At 43.3% G+C, this 1,092-nt stretch carries 1 protein-coding gene and 1 pseudogene; both read left to right on the top strand.

The annotated features are described in order from the left end of the window. Nucleotides 1-358 (top strand): hypothetical protein (locus J7R05_RS07215; protein WP_208541762.1); only part of this gene is annotated, 358 nt, incomplete at its 5' end. A 97-nt stretch (nucleotides 359-455) separates the two neighbouring features. Then, nucleotides 456-1,092: pseudogene (locus J7R05_RS07210) on the top strand (filamentous hemagglutinin); the annotation flags it as partial.

Raw genomic sequence — 1,092 nt, 5'->3', positions numbered from 1 at the left:
TTCTTTAGGTAGGCCTGCCACATCATCTATAGGAATGTGGGAGAAGCCTGGAGCAGACTTTACTGAGATAGGAAAAGCACTGTTAGAATGTGGCATGCCAACTCCTTATGATGTCGATCCAGAAAATAAAAAGCAAAGCATCAATGCTAAAGCAACAATTTATGCTTGCATGATCCAAGATGGTTTCCGTTATAAAGATAAAGAGGTATTGAATATGGGGGGATGGTGTTATACTTTTAGAGAGGAAAACCTTCCCATTTGTCAGCCTGGTGCTGTTATCCCGAAGCGCAGTGTCAAGAAGCGCTTAAATAGCCCGTTTTGTAAACAGAATCCAAAAGAATATGAGTGCTATCCTTAAGTCTTGCTGCATTTGAAGACCAACAATCCCCCTTCCTTGCTTTTGCTTGGAAGGGTGGTTTTTTGCTCATTCCACCATCAGCAATGGCAGCATCATTTTGACAGATGAAGCAGGGCAAAAGACCCTGACAGGGCAGAATGGGGAACAAACAATCGCCTCCCTTAACCGTGACACCGCTACAGCTCATCAAGTTGTAGAAGCGCTTGATGGTGGCAGGCTGGAACAAATCGTCCATGAGAACCGTGAAATGGCAACGCAATTGCTTGAAGAAGGGTTTAAATACAGCGATGATTCCTATAAAACCATGTTTATCAAAAAGCACTCCATCGCCGTGGTGGATCGTGATGAAAAGGGAAATATTATCTATCTCAAAGATGAAAATGGGGAACCTATAGAAAACAGTCGTGGACAAAAAATACCTCAGTCGCATTATTTAACGGATGAAGAGAAGAAGCAGCTACAAGCCGGTTCTGATGGTAAGGTTCATGTTTCTTTTAATGGCATTTTCACGCCACCAACTGAGGGGGGTGTTTATGCAGTGCAACATGCAGACAATCGAAATGAACCGCTCTATTTTGTTGTCTTCCCACAAGGAGACACGGTTGTGTCAGAACTGATGGTAGCAGGCTATCAGAAGTTTCTGGAAAATGACTTCTTTGGCTTAACCAATTCAACACAGGAGGTACAGGATCTGCTAAAGAACTATGGGAATACAGGGCTGGAACTTTACGCTC

This window comes from Bartonella capreoli (assembly GCF_902813205.1).
Classification (GTDB): Bacteria; Pseudomonadota; Alphaproteobacteria; order Rhizobiales; family Rhizobiaceae; genus Bartonella; species Bartonella schoenbuchensis.
Note: the sequence above shows the minus strand (reverse complement) of the source record. Positions and strands in the feature narration are given on the sequence as shown.